Raw genomic sequence first — 15,096 nt, forward strand, 5'->3', positions numbered from 1 at the left:
ATGTGTCCAGTTTCTATATCTTAAAATTAGTATAGAGAATATGATATAATAGTTATGTAAAATTAAGGAATAAAAATTCAGGAGGAAACCATGAAAAAAGATTTAGTTTTAATTGTTGACTTTGGTGGACAGTACAATCAGCTTATTGCAAGAAGAGTTAGAGAATGTGGAATATATTGTGAAATAATCCCTTATTCACATTCAATAGAGAAAATAAAAGAAAAAAATCCAAAAGGAATCATATTTACAGGTGGACCTAACAGTGTTTACGGAGAAAATACTCCAAAAGTATCAGAAGAAATATTTGAATTAGGAGTTCCTATTTTAGGTATATGTTATGGAGTTCAACTTATGTCACATCTTTTAGGTGGAAAAGTTGCTACAGCACCAGTTAGAGAATATGGAAAAACAGAAATTAACATAAAAAATACTTCGAAATTATTTAGCGGTATCAACGATAAGGATATTTGTTGGATGAGTCATACAGATTACATATCTGAAGCACCAGAAGGATTTGAAATTATAGCACATACAGAGGTTTGCCCTGTTGGAGCTATGGAAAATGCTGATAGAAATCTTTATGGAGTTCAATTCCACCCAGAAGTTGAGCATACACCATTTGGACAAAAAATGCTTCAAAACTTCTTATATGAGATTTGTGGATTAGAAAAAACTTGGACTATGGCTTCTTTCGCAGAAGAAAAAATAAAAGAAATAAAGAACTTAGTTGGAGATAGAAAAGTTCTTTGTGCATTATCAGGTGGAGTTGATTCATCAGTTGCAGCTATGATAGTTCACAGAGCTATAGGACATAACTTAACTTGTATCTTCGTAGATCATGGTTTACTTAGAAAAGATGAAGGCGATACTGTTGAAAGAGTATTTAAAAAAGAGTTTGATATGAACATTATAAGAGTTAATGCTCAAGATAGATTCTTAGGAAAACTTAAAGGAGTATCAGATCCTGAAACTAAGAGAAAAATTATAGGTGAAGAATTCATTAGAGTATTTGAAGAAGAAGCTAAAAAGGTTGGAGAAATTGATTACTTAGTACAAGGAACAATTTATCCAGATATCGTTGAAAGTGGAACAGATACTTCAGCAGTAATTAAATCACACCATAACGTTGGAGGACTTCCAGAAGATATGGAATTTGATTTAATAGAACCTTTAAGAGAATTATTTAAAGATGAAGTTAGAGCTGTTGGAGAAGAACTTGGAATTCCTCATAAATTAGTATGGAGACAGCCATTCCCAGGACCAGGACTTGCAATAAGAGTTCTTGGAGAAATAACTGATGAAAAGCTTCATATAACTAGAGAAGCAGATGCAATATTCAGAGAAGAAGTTGCTAATGCAAATTTAGATGAAGCTATATGGCAATACTTTGCTTGTCTTCCAAACATAAAATCAGTTGGAGTTATGGGAGATGAAAGAACTTACTGTCATACAATTGCACTTAGAGCAGTTACTTCAAGTGATGCGATGACTTCAGAATGGGCAAGAATCCCATATGAATTATTAGACTTAGTAAGTAGAAGAATAGTTAATGAAGTTCCAGGAGTAAACAGAATTGTTTATGATATAACTTCAAAACCACCAGCAACAATTGAGTGGGAATAATTAAGAAGTTATTTTAGAGATAAAAGGTATTTATGATATACATGTCATAAATACCTTTTTTATATATAATGAAAGTAACTTTGTTATAATTTATATGATACTGTTATAGACTAAGGAGGAAAATATGAGTAAAACTATTTTAATTGTTGAGGATGATATAGATATTCATAATTTAGAAAAAATTTTTTTAGAAGAAAACGGATATGAAACTTTATCAGCATTTTCAGGAACAGAGGCTTTATTAATTTTAGAGTATAAAGAGTGTGATTTAATGCTTTTAGATATTATGCTACCAGGAATGTTTGGAGATGAAGTTATAAAGAAAGCTAAAAATATAAAAGATATTCCTGTTATTGCTGTCACTAGCAAAGATGATAAAGAAAGTAAGATAAATATGTTTAATAATGGAGTAGATGATTATATTATTAAACCATTTGATTTAGATGAGTTATTAATGAGAATTATAGCAGTTCTTAGACGATATAACATGAAAGAGGATAGGGTTGAGAATATATTAAAATATAAGGATATAGAATTAAATTTAGATAATTATGAAACATTAGTTAGTGGAAAATCAATAGCTTTAACTAAAATAGAATTTCAAATATTAAAGCTTTTAATAAGTAAACCTAAAAATGTATTTACTAAAAATAATATATATGAATCTATATGGAATGAAAGTGGAGGGATTGAAGATAACTCTATAAATGTTCATATAAGTAATATTAGAAATAAGATTTCAAAAATAAATAAAGATGAGAAATACATACAAACAGTTTGGGGAATTGGATTTAAAATGGAGTAAATCTTTAAGAAATCTTTATACTTTTTAAAGGGTTTTTAAAACTTTGATGTTTAGAATAAGAGTATAAAGAATGAGGAAGGAGCTTTAACTATGGAATATGCAATTCAAAGTTTTAATTTAGATAAAGTGTATAGAAGAAAAAAAGTTTTAGAGAATGTTTCTATAAATGTACCTAGGGGAAGTATTTATGGATTAGTAGGTAGAAATGGAGCTGGAAAAACAACTCTTATGAGAGTATTGTGTGGACTAGCAGAAGTAAGTGAAGGAAATTATAAATTATTCAATTCGGAGGATTTAAATGAGGGATATAAAAGAATTGGGATATTGATTGAAAATCCAGGAATATTCAATTATATGACTGCATTAGAAGATATGGAATATTTTAGGAAACTATATGGAGTATTAGAACAAGAAGTATCTAAGGAAATACTAGAGGCTGTAGGACTTGAGTGGAAAGACAAGAAAAAAGTAAAAAATTTTTCTTTGGGAATGAAGCAAAGATTAGGAATAGCAATTTCATTAATTGGAAATCCAGATTTATTAATACTTGACGAACCTATTAATGGATTAGATCCACAAGGGGTATTTGAGATACGTAAACTATTAATAAAATTAAATGAAGAAAGAGGAATTACAATACTTATATCAAGTCATATATTAAGTGAATTATTTAAAATGGCAACTAATTATGGAATTATTGAAAAAGGAAAGCTTATAAGAGAAGTAACTAAGGAACAGTTAGAAGAAGATTGTAGAAGATGCATAAAAATAAAAATAGATAAAGAAGATGTAATTAGAGTAGTAGAAATTTTAGAAATAAAGTTGAATATACAAGAATATGATGTGCTAGAAGATGGTTTATTAAGGGTATTTAGTGATGAAAATATTATAGAAATAAACAGAGTATTAGAGAAAGAAAATATTAAAATTTATTCTCTTTCATATAGTGGAGAAGAAATAGAAGAATATTTCATTAGGATTATAGAGGGAGAAAAAGATGAGAAATATTATAGATGCTAATATATATAAGGTTTTAAGAAGTAAAGGGTATTATGGAATATGTGGGTTTTTAGGGATTTATATATTAATACAGCTTTATACAGTGATTAGACATGGAATTAAACCAGCACTCACAGGTGTAGATACAATAATATCATTTCTATCAGGCGATCATATGATAGTTATATTACTTTTAATAATTATTGGAAAACAGATGCTTAAAGATTATGAATCAGGGGTTATAAAAAATATTTTAGCAAGAGGTGTAACGAGAAGTCAGTATTTTATAGGACAAATTATTTCTTCATATATAATAATTGGAGTAACATGGGTTGCATTTGTATTTGTTTTAGTATGTATAAATAGTATTCAATCGGGAATAGGAGAAGTTAATATTAAATTTATTGTGATAGGTGGCATATTAAATATGATATTTATTTTAACACTTATAGTAATGATGATTGCAACTATTGCAATCACAAGAAATGGAATAATTGTAGTTCTTATATTTATTGGAGCAGTAAATATAGCAGAAATAGCAATGATTATTTTTTCATTGTTTAACATGACATTAAATTTATCAAAATTTGAAATGACTACATATATAGGTGCACTTAGCTTGAAAAGTAATAATAATGAGCTATTATTTTTGAAGGGTATGGGTGTTATGGCAGTATATCTTACAGTTTCTATGATAGTAGGACTGTATGTTATGAAAAAACAGGATGTGAAGTAAGTGATTAAAAATTTTATTATAGTATTTTTTTTAATAACAAGCTTTGTATTTTTTAAAAAATTATTTAGGCAAAAACAAAGTTTGAAAAAATTAGATGAAAATTTAAAGTTCATATATAATAATGAAACGGATAATAGAATAACTATAGAAGGAAAAGAATTAAAAAATATAGCAATTAGCATAAATAAAATTTTAGAAAAAAATAAAAAAGATAATATAAAAGTCAGAGGAATGCAAAAATCTATGAAAAATACTTTAACTAGTATTTCGCATGATTTGAGAACTCCTTTAACATCTATAAGTGGATATATTCAAATGATAGAGAGAGAAACTACATCAGAAGAAAGAAAAAAAGAATATTTGCAAGTTATAAAAGGCCGTGTAGATACAGTAAAGGTTATACTTAATCAATTGTTTGAATATATAAGACTTGAAAATGATGAGTTATTAGTAGAACGAGAAAAGATTAATGTTGGAGATATATTAAAGGATACAATTGCAATTTATTACTATGATTATTTAGAAAAAAATGTAGAACCAGAAATTTTAATACCAGAAAAAGATATATTTATAAATGGAGATAAAAATGGATTAAAGAGAGTTTTTAGTAATATAATTTATAACTCTTTAATACATGGAGAGAAGGATTATAAGATAGAGCTTGTACAGGAGATGGGGAAGGTTTATTTAACTTCTGAAAATTATACAACATCTATAGAAGAGAAAGATGCAGAATTAGTATTTGAAAGATTTTTTACATCGGATAAATCGAAGAATAAACAGACCACTGGATTAGGATTATGTATATCTAAATTATTAGTAGAGAAGATGTGTGGAAAAATAGATGCAAATGTAAATAATAATATATTTACAATAAAAATAGAATTTAATGAAAATAAATAAAAATAAGTACAAAATATTGAAGAAAAGAGATTAAGGTTGAAATTGAAAACAACCTTAATCTTTTTTTGTAATCATTTTGGAAGGAAAAATTTAGATGAAATTCAGAAATGCTTCATTTGAAATTTACGGTGGAAGAGTAATATAAAGTACATAGTAAAAATACTAAAAAGTTGATATCATAGAAAATTTATAAAGCTATGAAATTAAATATCAACAAATTTAATGAGGTGTATATTATGAAAAAGAAATTAATTGTTGCATTAGTAGGAATGGCAGTTTTAGGAGGCACAATTACAACAGCTTTTGCAGATACAATAAGCACAGCACCAAATAATACAACTAAGGTAGAACATCAAGAAGTAGCAAAAAATCATAAAGATAGAGATCATGAAAGCAGTGCAATTAGAAGAGAAGATAAGGTTGAAAAAGAAGTTAAGGCTGGAAAAACTGTAAGTGAAATAAAGACAGAAATATTAGCTAATTTAAAAGCTAATTTAAATAAAAGAGTTAGTGAGAAAAAACTAGATAGCCAAAAGGCAGATGAAATTTATAATAATAAAAGTAAAGAAATAGAAAAAGCAGATATATTAAATGGTGTAGTAACAAATAAGTACATAAAAGATGAAATGAATAAAGGTGAAACATTAAATACTGCAAAGGAAAACTTTATAAAATATAAAACAGAAAATATAAATAAATTAGTAACAGATAAAAAATTAACTGCAGAGCAGGGGAAAGAAAAAATAGCAAAAATTACAGAACGAGTTAATAAAAATGAAGGTATTTTTGTTAATAGAGCAGAGCAAAAGGAAAAAGCTGATTTTATACAAAGTGAGTTGAAATCAGGAAAAACAGCTGCACAGATAAAAGAAGACTTACAAAGTAAATTACAAGATAAATTAAATACTGAAGTAAAAGATAAAAAAATAAGTAGTGAAAAATCAGAAGAAATATATAAACGTGCAAGTGAAAGAATTGCAAAAAGTGATATCTTAAATGGAGTAGTAGGAAATAAAACAATAAAGGAAACTCTAAATAAGGGTGGAACTTTAAGTGCAGCAAAAGAAGCATATATTAAAACTAAGACAGAGGATATAAATAAACTTGTAACTGATAAAAAGATAACATCTGATCAAGGAAAAACTAAAATAGAGAATTTAACTAATAAAATAAATAATAATGAAGGAGTATTTATAAATTATTAAAATAGATACTTAAAATATAGAGAGTGGTTCTAAGTAAGAGTTAAAAATTTACTTAGAAACGCTCTTTTTGATTATAAAAATATTGAACTTTATTATTTTGTATGAGAAATGTAAGGCAATTTTAAAAAATATTATAGATTCATTTTAGGTTCTCTTCACTTGAAATATAGATTGAAGATTTATTATAAATATAAAGATGTGAAGAGATGAGGTGCAGAAAATGAAAAAAATAATACTTTTTTTAATAGGGCTGAGTATGATGGGAACGATGGTAACAACTACATACGCAGATACAATATCGAATATTTTATCTGCAAAGCCAATAGCGCAAATAATACAGCAACAGAAAGGCGAAAATACATCAAAAGTTAATATAAATGGACTAGAAAAACAATATAAAAGAAGTGAAACAAATTCAGAGATGATAAAAGGAATATATGATTATGGTGGGGACAAGATAGAAAAGAATGAGGAATTAAGTAAATTAGTTAAAGAAGAGACTATAAAAAGAAGCATTCATAGAGAGGATACTTAAATTTTAAGAAATATTTAAGTAGAAATTCAAGTTAAATTCACCTTAGGAATAAATTAGTGATGTATAATAAAAGTAATTTAAGAGAAATATATATAATTTAAAAAAATTATATAGAAATAAAGTATTAGAAATACAGAGAGTAAACGCTTTCTGTATTTTTTTGTTTTATGCACACAAAAAAGTAAGTAATTTTCAAAAGAATAGGATAGTAATATACTAGGTTTTGTAAAGAGCAATGGCTCAAGGCCTTATAAACAATTAAAGTTTAAGAGTTCTTAAACCGTAATTTTAGATAATAAATGAAAGGATGATTAATAATGAAAAAATGGATATCAGGTATAGTACTGATAGTAGGTATTATATTAATAATAGTTGCAGGAGTAATGTATAATGAATCAACAAAAAATATTCCAATTAGACAACTAACAGTAACATCAACAGGAGTACATAACGGCGTATGGGATGCACAGTACGGAGCAGCATCTAAAGATAAAATAGGAGCAATGCCAACAGTTTCAGTTCCACTTAAATGGACTAAAGGACCTGCTGATACAAAATCATATGCTATAACATTAGTAGATAATGATACAACTTCAATAGTAGGATTCCCATGGATTCACTGGGTAACAGCAAACATTCCAGCAAATGTAACATCTTTAGCAGCAAATGCAAGTAGAGATGATTCAAGCATTATGGTTCAAGGTGTAAACAGTTATGCAGCTGGTGACCCATTACCATTACCATCAATAAAAGGATTTAGAGTTCCAAGACAAGACGCTGAATTCTATGGAGGAATGGTTCCAGTAAACTTTGCACATACTTATACATTAACTGTATATGCATTAAATACTAAATTAGATTTAAAACCTGGATATACTTATGGACAACTTATGGGTGCTATGCAAGGACATATTGTTGGACAAGGACAATTATTAGCTAAATATAATGCTGCAATTACTAAAGCATAATATAAAAATAAAGTGAAAATAAAATATTAATATAATAAAAGGGATATCTTTAAATAGATATGCCTTTTATTTACTTAAAATATATTAAAATCATACTTTATGAACCTTTTAATAATTACAAAAATGAGGTAAAATATGTGTAGACTACTTTAATTTTATAATGGAGTTTATATAAAATTATAAATAAAAGTTATTAAGCATAATATTAAATTTATGTAGAGTGGTTTTTAGTAAAAGGAGGTTTTATAATATGAAAGGATTATCACTAGATTTATCTAAGACAGCACCATATTTAAGAATGGATGAGGTTAATTATTTAGAAGAATTAACTGTTGTAGCACATAAGAAATTACATGAAAAAACTGGAGCAGGAAGCGACTTTTTAGGGTGGATTGATCTTCCTGTAAATTATGATAAAGATGAATTTGCAAGAATTCAAAAAGCAGCTGAAAAAATAAAAGGAGATTCTGATGTTCTTATAGTAATAGGAATCGGAGGATCATATTTAGGAGCAAGAGCAGCAATAGAAATGTTAACTAACAATTTCTATAATGTATTATCAAAAGAAGATAGAAAAGCTCCACAAATATTCTACGTAGGTAATAATATTAGTTCAACATACATGGCTCAATTACTACAAGCTATCGAAGGTAAAGATATATCAGTAAATGTTATTTCAAAATCTGGAACAACTACAGAACCTGCAATAGCATTTAGAATTTTTAAAGACCTTTTAGAAAAGAAATACGGAAAAGAAGAAGCTAAGAATAGAATTTATGCAACTACTGATAAAGCAAGAGGAGCATTAAAATCATTAGCTGATGCTGAAGGATATGAAACTTTCGTAATTCCTGATGATGTTGGAGGAAGATTCTCAGTATTAACTCCAGTTGGATTATTACCAATTGCAGCAGCAGGAATAAACATTGAAGAAATGATGAAAGGAGCAGCTGATGCAAGAGAAGAATTCTCAAATACAAATATAAATGAAAATATTTGTTATCAATATGCAGCAGCAAGAAATGCTCTTTACAATAAAGGGAAAGCTATAGAAATATTAGTTAACTATGAACCTCAATTACATTATTTTGGTGAATGGTGGAAACAACTTTATGGAGAATCAGAAGGAAAAGACAATAAAGGGTTATTCCCAGCAGCAGTTGATTTTTCAACAGATTTACATTCAATGGGTCAATATATCCAAGAAGGAAGAAGAGAACTTATTGAAACAGTAATAAATGTTAAATCTCCAAAAGAAGTTATAAAAATTGAAGAAACAGAAGATAACTTAGATGGATTAAACTTCTTAGCTGGAAAAGATATGGACTTTGTTAATCATAAAGCATTTGAAGGAACTTTACTTGCTCATAATGATGGTGGAGTACCAAATATTATAGTAAATGTACCAGAGTTAACTCCATACTACTTTGGACAATTAGTTTATTTCTTTGAAAAAGCATGTGGAATTAGTGGATATCTTTTAGGAATAAATCCATTTGATCAACCTGGAGTTGAAGCTTATAAGAAAAATATGTTTGCATTACTTGGAAAACCAGGATATGAAGATGTAAAAGCTGAACTTGAAAAAAGACTTTAATTAAATGAAGATAATAATTGATGGAGATGCTTGCCCAAGCATCTCCAAAATTGAATTAAAGGCTCAAGAGTATGGAGTGGATGTGAAAATATTTTGTGATATAAACCATTGTATAACTAGCGATTATGCTAAAGTATCGGTAGTAGATAGTGGATTTCAAAATGTAGATATGTATGTAATAAATGAAGCGAAAGAAAATGATATTATAGTGACACAAGATTTTGGAGTAGCAGCATTATGTTTGCCTAAGGGGGCTAAGTGTATAAATCCAAATGGGAAAATATATACAAATGAGAATATTGATATGCTATTAGAAAAAAGACATATGTCGCAGAAAGTAAGAGCGGCAGGTGGAAGAATGAAAGGGCAGAAAAAAAGAAAATCCATTGATGAAAGATTATTTTTAGAAAAATTGGAAAGTTTAATAAAACTAGCAGTTCAAAAATAGATGTACTGTTAGTTTTTTTACATATAAATAAAAAAATATACCAAAATGATTGTAAGAAAAAGTAAAAAAAGAGATGGAAAACTTGAAAAATATAAGTTGTAATTATGAAATTGATAATTATAAAAATTAAATTGTTAAAAAATGTATTAAATATAAAGAGATTTTACTGTATAATATAAGAAGCGATAAAGAATAAAGAAGGCATTATTAAGTAGGGTGATTTAAATGATAAAAAGTTTGGGAAAAATGAATATTTTATTTGATAAGAAAAGCCCTCAAAGGGTTAATTCAAAAATAAAAATAAATATAGATACAGATAGAATAATGGATTATAAGGTTATAATTGGAGATGAGGGTATATGGACTACAATAAAGGACTTTTCTAATGGAGAAGAGTGCGTTTGGAATCCAAAGGCAGAAGGGAACTATATAGTTATGGTACAAGCGAGAAGCAGAAACTCAGATAAACCTTATGATGTAATAGGACGAGAAGAATTTGAGATAAAAGATGAAAAAAAAGAAGAGAAATTAATAAAAGATATAAATACAGATAAAGCAGAATACATGCAAGGTGAGAAAATAAATGTTCTTGCAATAACAGAAGAAAGAGATATGCTTTATAGATTTTGGAGAAAAGGAAGCAACGGATGGGAAATATTAAGAGATTATAGAAGAGAAAGTTTCATAGAGTATCCAGCATTAAAATATGGAGAAGAAGAACTTTTAATTGAATGTAAAAGAATCTCATCAAAAGAAAATTTCGATGATTATAGAACAATAAAATTTAATATAAAAAAGCTAGAGAAATTAGAGATTTGTGGATTTAGATGTTTAACGGAACAAATGTTAATTAATGAAGAGCTAGTTTTTAAAGTAGAAGCTTCACAAGGAACAGGAAGAACTCTTTTATATAGATTTGTAAAAATTAATGATGAAGGACATTCAATTTGTCTTCAAGATTTTTCATCAAGACAAATTGTAACATATCAAGAGACAGTTCCAGGAAATTATAAGCTGCTTTGTTTAATGAAGGATATTTTATCAAATAGAGAATATGATGATAGAGCTATAATGCATTATAAAGTGAGACCATATAATAAAATCACCATAAATAAAATCGAAACAGATGTTACATCACCTCAAAAAACAGAAACAGATATTCATATAAGAGTAGATAGTGAAGGTGGAAGAGAGAGAGTTTATAGATATATAATTGATGGACCTGTAAGCGATGATTCTTGTTATACACGTAGTGCAGAATATGTGTGGAGACCAAAAGAAGAAGGTAAATATAAGATAAGTGTTTATTCAAAAGATGTATCTTATAGAGGGGACTATGAGGATAAGAAGACTATTATATTTGAAGTTGATAAAAGAGGAGACTCTCCTGTAAGAATATCTGATATAATAGCAGATGTTAGAAAAGAAAGTGTTATAAACAAACCTATAAACTTAAGAGTTATTGGGGAAGGTGGAACAATACTTTATTATGCATTTACAATTTATAAAGATGGAAAAGAAATAGAAAAGTTAAAGTTTAATAAATCAAACTATTTAAATTTTGTTCCTAAAGAAAAAGGTAAATATGAAATTGATATTAAAGTGAAAGATAAATATACAATGTCAGAATATGATATTCAAACAAGCTATAACTTAAATGTTAAAGAATATATGCCAGGAACAATAGAACATATATTGCTACCAAATAGAGATCATTACTTAGTGAATGAAACTATAGATATAGAAGCCATAGTACAAGATACAAAAAATACTCTTATAAACGTAGTTACAAAAATAAATGGAAATATAGTTGAAGAAACTGGTTTTATGACAAATAAAAAAATATGTATAAAACCTAAGTGTTCAGGAAAATATGGATTTGAAATTTATGCGAAAAATATAAAGTGTGAAGATGAATTTGATAGTAAGAAAGAGTTAACTATATACGTAGAAGAAGCAACACCAGTAATTGGAACAAGAGTTAGAATTAGTGAAAATAAAATTGGTGATAATAAAGAAGTCACATTTAAAGTAACTAGTATGGGTGGAAAAGATGTATGCTATGAATTTTACTTAATGGAAAAAGGAAATTGGGTGAAAGCACAAACATATAGTAAGAAAAACTATTATACATTTATTCCGTATAATTCAGGAGTATTTAGAGTACTTGTTCTTGCTAAGAGTTACTATAAGAGAGTTAATTACGAAGATTATTGTGAGGCTGAATTTACAGTTTAAGCTATAAGGTTATTATAAATTGAAATAATAAGAAAAAAACTAGGCAATGCCTAGTTTTTTTCTTCATAGAATAAACTTTAAATTTTAAAATTCAAATTACTATGTTAAAATGAGTAGAAAATATTACGGAGGTGTAATTATGGAAAGATTAGATAAAATAATTTCTAACTTAGGATATGGAAGTAGAAAAGAAGTTAAAACTTTAGTTAAAAAAGGTTTTGTAGAAGTAGATGGAGAAATCGTAAAAGATAGTAATATGAAGGTTAACCCAGACACAGCAGTTATAAAAGTAAATGGTGAAGAACTTTATTATAGAGAATTTATTTATTTAATGATGAATAAACCAGCAGATGTTATATCAGCAACATTTGATAATAGGGATATGACAGTAATTGATTTATTACATGTAGATTATCAAGCATTTGAGCCGTTTCCAATAGGTAGATTAGATAAAGATACAGTAGGATTATTATTATTAACAAATGATGGTGAACTAAATCATAGATTAATAGCACCAAAATGGCATGTAGATAAGGTTTATTTTGCAAAAATAAATAAGATAGTTACAGAAGAGGATGTTAAAGCATTTAAAGATGGTATAACACTAGATGATGGATATCTTTGCAAAGAAGCAAAATTAGAAGTTTCAAGCTCAGATGAGAATGGTTCAGAAGTACATATAACTATTCAAGAGGGAAAATTCCATCAAGTAAAAAGAATGTTTGAAGCTAGAGATAAAAAGGTAGTTTATCTTCAAAGAATTGAATTTGGTGGATTATCATTAGATGCGGATTTAGAAGAAGGGGAATATAGAGAGCTAACAGATGAAGAAATAGAGAGTTTAAAGAAGTTTTAACTGAATGTTAATACTTTGAAACGTTATCATACAAAAAGATGCAAGATAAGTAATGAAAACTTTAAAAAATTCAAAAAATGATAAATTAAGGTAAACGTATTGCAAATAAAAAAATGTTAACCTATAATATATTTGACGATAAATAAAAGGATATATAGCCCCCTTTTTATTTATTGCTTATTACTGGCACAACCTGGCCCCAAGGGTTGTGCTTTTGTTATATAATTAATTATAATTGTATAGAATATATAAATATAATTGGATTCTACATAATGAGATGAGAAACAATATTTACAATACTGATAAAAATGGGGTATAATTACCTTATTTTCAGAAACAAATTTAAGGTAAGGTGTTATTAAATGAAAGAAAAATTAGCTAATTTAATATTTCCAAATGTAGATAAGACTGTTGAAGATTATAAGAGTCTTTATAAGGAAAGAGAAATTAAAGAAGGAGCTCATGTTGTAAGATATGCTCCAAGTCCAACTGGATTCCAACATATAGGAGGAGTTTATGCAGCTTTAATTAATGAAAGACTTGCACATCAAAGTGAAGGTGTTTTTTATTTAAGAATAGAAGATACAGATCAAAAAAGAGAAGTTAAAGGTGCAATAGAAGATACAATTCAAACTATGCATAATTATGGTATGGACTTTGATGAAGGTATGGTAGGAGAAGAAGAATCAAAAGGAAACTACGGACCATATAGACAAAGTTTAAGAAAAGAAATATATCATACTTTTGCAAAAGATTTAATATTAAAAGGATTAGCATATCCATGTTTCTGCACAGCTGAAGAATTAAATGAAATAAGAGAAAAGCAAATGGCAGAAAAAATAACTCCAGGTTATTATGGGAAATATGCAATATATAGAAATCTTTCAGATGAAGAGGCTATAAAGAAAATAGAAGCTGGAGAAGAATATATATTAAGATTAAAGTCTCCAGGTAAAGAAGAAAATAGAGTTGAAGTTCTTGACTTAATAAAAGGTGAGTTATCATTACCTGAAAATGTTCAAGATATAGTTATGATAAAATCAGATGGACTTCCAACTTATCACTTTGCACATGCTATAGATGATGCTTTAATGCATACTACAGATGTAATAAGAGGAGAAGAATGGCTTTCATCATTACCAATACATTTACAATTATTTGATGTATTAGGATTTAAGAGACCAAATTATGCTCACGTTCCAACTATAATGAAATCTGAAAATGGATCAAAAAGAAAATTATCAAAAAGAAAAGATCCAGAAAGTGCAGTTAGTTATTATAGAGAAGAAGGATATCCACAAGTTTGTGTTATAGAATATCTTTTAAATATCATAAACTCATGGTTTGAAGAGTGGAGAGTTGAAAATCCAGATGCAGATTATCATGAATTCCCAGTATCATTAGATAAAATGAGTAAATCAGGAGCTTTATTTGATATAGTTAAATTACATGATGTAAGTAAAAATATCATTTGTAAAATGAAAGCTGAAGAAGTTTATGAAAGATATACAGAATGGGCAAAAGAATTTGATCCAGAAATGTATGCTTTAGTATCAGCTAAAGAAGACATGATGAAGAAAGTATTTAATATAGATAAAGAAGGTCCAAAACCAAGAAAAGATTTTGGTAAATGGAACGAAGTTAAAGAAAAAATCTTCTACTTCTTTGATGAAGAATTTGATAAAGAAAAAGCTGAACATGTAGAACTTCCAAAAACTTTATCTTTAGAAACTGCAAAAGAAGTTATAAAGATATATAAAGAAGCGTACAATCATGGATTAGAAAGCCAAGAAGCTTGGTTTGAACATTTAAAAGAATTAGCTTCAAACAATGGATTCGCTACAAATAGAAAAGAATTTAAAGCTGAACCAGAAAAATTCAAAGGAATGGTTTCAGATTTTGCTGGAGCAGTAAGAATTGCTATAACTCATAGAACAAACACTCCAGATCTTTACACTATAATGCAAATTTTAGGTGAAGAAAAAGTTGGAGAAAGATTTGAAAAATTTTTAAATATATAGACATAATAAAAGAACTCGTCAGTTAGACGAGTTCTTTTATTATTTAAGTGGAAAATTATTCTCTTAAATATGTTTTTAAAGATGCATTAAATAATAAAGCTTAAGAGTAAAACCTATAGCTTCATTATTGAATGTATGGGAAAATTTAAATTTAAAATTAAA

13 protein-coding genes are annotated in these 15,096 nt (G+C 27.5%); all 13 read left to right on the forward strand.

Features of this window, described 5'->3' with window-relative positions:
* The first annotated feature begins 90 nt into the window (after positions 1-90).
* The 13 genes from guaA to gltX all read left to right on the forward strand — a co-directional run bounded on the left by guaA (position 91) and on the right by gltX (position 14,934).
* A complete protein-coding gene (gene guaA, locus Q0W06_RS08650) occupies positions 91-1,623 on the forward strand; it encodes a glutamine-hydrolyzing GMP synthase (protein ID WP_297633901.1) in 1,533 nt (510 codons plus the stop codon).
* 124 nt (positions 1,624-1,747) lie between these two features.
* A complete protein-coding gene (locus Q0W06_RS08655; RefSeq protein ID WP_297633904.1) occupies positions 1,748-2,428 on the forward strand; it encodes a response regulator transcription factor in 681 nt (226 codons plus the stop codon).
* Between the two features lie 90 nt (positions 2,429-2,518).
* Positions 2,519-3,448 carry an ATP-binding cassette domain-containing protein gene (locus Q0W06_RS08660; protein WP_297633907.1) on the forward strand — a complete coding sequence of 310 codons (930 nt, stop codon included), beginning with the start codon at positions 2,519-2,521 and terminating at the stop codon, positions 3,446-3,448.
* On the forward strand, positions 3,426-4,163 hold the full coding sequence (locus tag Q0W06_RS08665; protein WP_297633910.1) for a hypothetical protein: 738 nt from the start codon (positions 3,426-3,428) through the stop codon (positions 4,161-4,163). Before Q0W06_RS08660 ends, Q0W06_RS08665 begins: the two co-directional genes overlap by 23 nt.
* Complete coding sequence (locus tag Q0W06_RS08670; RefSeq protein WP_297633913.1) at positions 4,164-5,066, forward strand: HAMP domain-containing sensor histidine kinase; 903 nt, start codon at positions 4,164-4,166, stop codon at positions 5,064-5,066. It abuts the gene before it with no gap.
* A gap of 236 nt (positions 5,067-5,302) precedes the next feature.
* On the forward strand, positions 5,303-6,271 hold the full coding sequence (locus Q0W06_RS08675; protein WP_297633916.1) for a hypothetical protein: 969 nt from the start codon (positions 5,303-5,305) through the stop codon (positions 6,269-6,271).
* A 220-nt stretch (positions 6,272-6,491) separates the two neighbouring features.
* On the forward strand, positions 6,492-6,806 hold the full coding sequence (locus Q0W06_RS08680) for a hypothetical protein (RefSeq protein ID WP_297633919.1): 315 nt from the start codon (positions 6,492-6,494) through the stop codon (positions 6,804-6,806).
* A 317-nt stretch (positions 6,807-7,123) separates the two neighbouring features.
* Entirely contained in the window at positions 7,124-7,774 is a 651-nt protein-coding gene (locus Q0W06_RS08685; protein ID WP_297633922.1) for a YbhB/YbcL family Raf kinase inhibitor-like protein, read from the forward strand.
* Between the two features lie 250 nt (positions 7,775-8,024).
* Positions 8,025-9,371, forward strand: coding sequence for a glucose-6-phosphate isomerase (locus Q0W06_RS08690; protein ID WP_297633925.1), 1,347 nt, complete (start codon positions 8,025-8,027; stop codon positions 9,369-9,371).
* 4 nt (positions 9,372-9,375) lie between these two features.
* A complete protein-coding gene (locus Q0W06_RS08695; RefSeq protein WP_297633928.1) occupies positions 9,376-9,819 on the forward strand; it encodes a YaiI/YqxD family protein in 444 nt (147 codons plus the stop codon).
* Between the two features lie 225 nt (positions 9,820-10,044).
* Positions 10,045-12,057, forward strand: coding sequence for a triple tyrosine motif-containing protein (locus Q0W06_RS08700; RefSeq protein ID WP_297633930.1), 2,013 nt, complete (start codon positions 10,045-10,047; stop codon positions 12,055-12,057).
* A gap of 139 nt (positions 12,058-12,196) precedes the next feature.
* The gene (locus Q0W06_RS08705) at positions 12,197-12,913 is read left to right on the forward strand and encodes a pseudouridine synthase (protein WP_297633933.1); all 717 of its coding nucleotides are present in this window, start codon (positions 12,197-12,199) and stop codon (positions 12,911-12,913) included.
* A gap of 362 nt (positions 12,914-13,275) precedes the next feature.
* Positions 13,276-14,934, forward strand: coding sequence for a glutamate--tRNA ligase (gene gltX, locus Q0W06_RS08710; protein WP_297633935.1), 1,659 nt, complete (start codon positions 13,276-13,278; stop codon positions 14,932-14,934).
* The last annotated feature ends 162 nt before the right edge of the window (positions 14,935-15,096 follow it).

Source organism: uncultured Clostridium sp. (assembly GCF_947072515.1).
Taxonomy (GTDB): Bacteria; Bacillota; Clostridia; order Clostridiales; family Clostridiaceae; genus Clostridium.